Here is a 1,783-nt window from a genome sequence, read left to right on the forward strand (position 1 = left end):
TACAGTACACGATTATTGAGTAAATCAAGAAATGGAGGAGACGATTTTGATCAAAAAATTTTGGAAGCATGGCAGCTTGGCGGTCTTACTCGCGGTAAGTGCCTTTGGTTCTGTAGGGGCCGCTAATGCGGAGCAAGCCAAGCCGGCTAAACAAGATTTGAATATCCTGACCACCACTCAATTGCGAAAATTGCCTCCGTTAAAAGAGACAGACACAATTGTACCGACAGGTAAAGTAAAAGAGTTTACGCTCGATGTCAAGGAAGAAAAGTGGGAGTTGGTGAAAGGGACAACCGTAGACGCCATTACCATCAACGGCACGGTCCCGGGACCGGAAATCCGGGTGACCGAGGGAGATACGGTTCGTATCACGGTCAAAAATAACCTTAAGGAAGACACATCGATTCACTGGCATGGACTCCATGTTCCAAACAATATGGACGGAGTACCTCCTTTTACGCAAGATGGCATTAAAGCGGGTAAATCTTATACTTACGAGTTTATTGCGAACCATGCGGGAACTTTCATGTATCATTCCCATTTAAATAGTGTCAAGCAAATCGATAAAGGGTTTTACGGAGCGTTTATTATAGATCCGCAAAAACCCGAAGCACAACCCAAATTTGATCAGGATATAACCTGGATGCTTGGCGGCTGGAACGTAGGCGATATGCAAGCAATGAGTGTCAATGGGACAATGTTAGATAAAGCCGGTATGAATGCTGAAATGCCGGATGCACATGGCAAGATGACGGATATGGCAGGTATGGATATGGGGATGCACACTGCGGAAGGAACCGGCTCAGCTCAGATGAACATGGACTACAATTACTGGACGATCAACGGGAAAGCATTCCCGGACACGAAACCTCTTGTTGTCAAGAAGGGACAAACCGTTCGCTTACGTCTCATCAATATCAGCAACCTAAATCACCCGATGCATTTGCATGGACACGATTTCCGGGTCATTGCGGAAGACGGCCATCCCATCTCTAATCCGCAGGTCATGAATACCATTGATATTGCACCCGGTAAAACCTACGATATTGAATTCATTGCCGACAACCCGGGAACTTGGGTATTCCATTGCCATGAACTGCACCACACAATGAACGGTGAAGTGGAACCAGGCGGATTAATCGGTGTGATCCAATATGAAGGCCAACCGGCTACTGTTCAAACCCAGAGCGGCATGGAATAAGTCATAGGAGGAGTTCAGTAAGAGAGGAGAAATAGATTGAAGAAGATTATTGGATCAATTTTATTCCTTACCCTACTTACCGTGTTTAATGCCGGAAGCGTGTTTGCCAGTGAGTCGGCATTGCAGTCGGAAGTCGATCAAGTATTGGGGACCCCCTACCTATATGGTGGAACGACAACCAAAGGATTTGATTGTTCTGGATTTATTCAATATGTGTTTAAACAAGTAGATGTTGATCTCCCTAGAACAACGAAATTACAGGCAAAAGAAGGAGCAAAGGTGGAGAAGAAAAACCTGCGTTCAGGGGATCTTGTATTTTTTAATACGGACGGAACGGGCATCTCGCACGCCGGCATTTATATGGGGAATGGATTATTCTCCCACTCATCTGCAAGTAAGGGAGTTCAAATCAGCAAACTTTCGGAGGATTATTATGTCGAACGTTATGTAACCGCTCGCCGTATATTATCTGATGATGAGTATAATAAAATAACAAAAGAATGAAAGAATAGCTCGGTACATTAGTTGGACAGGCTTAACCCTAGAATTTAACAGTAAAAAGAAGTGCTTAAAACGCACTTC

General features: G+C 44.5%; 2 protein-coding genes. Both read left to right on the forward strand.

The window, feature by feature from the left end:
• The first annotated feature begins 46 nt into the window (after positions 1-46).
• Positions 47-1,201 carry a multicopper oxidase family protein gene (locus tag POTG_RS24315; protein WP_198136186.1) on the forward strand — a complete coding sequence of 385 codons (1,155 nt, stop codon included), beginning with the start codon at positions 47-49 and terminating at the stop codon, positions 1,199-1,201.
• Positions 1,202-1,237: 36 nt separating this feature from the next.
• Positions 1,238-1,705 carry a C40 family peptidase gene (locus tag POTG_RS10735; protein WP_009224849.1) on the forward strand — a complete coding sequence of 156 codons (468 nt, stop codon included), beginning with the start codon at positions 1,238-1,240 and terminating at the stop codon, positions 1,703-1,705.
• Positions 1,706-1,783 lie beyond the last annotated feature (78 nt).

The sequence above is a fragment of the Paenibacillus sp. oral taxon 786 str. D14 genome, from assembly GCF_000159955.1.
Taxonomy (GTDB): domain Bacteria; phylum Bacillota; class Bacilli; order Paenibacillales; family Paenibacillaceae; genus Fontibacillus; species Fontibacillus phoenicis.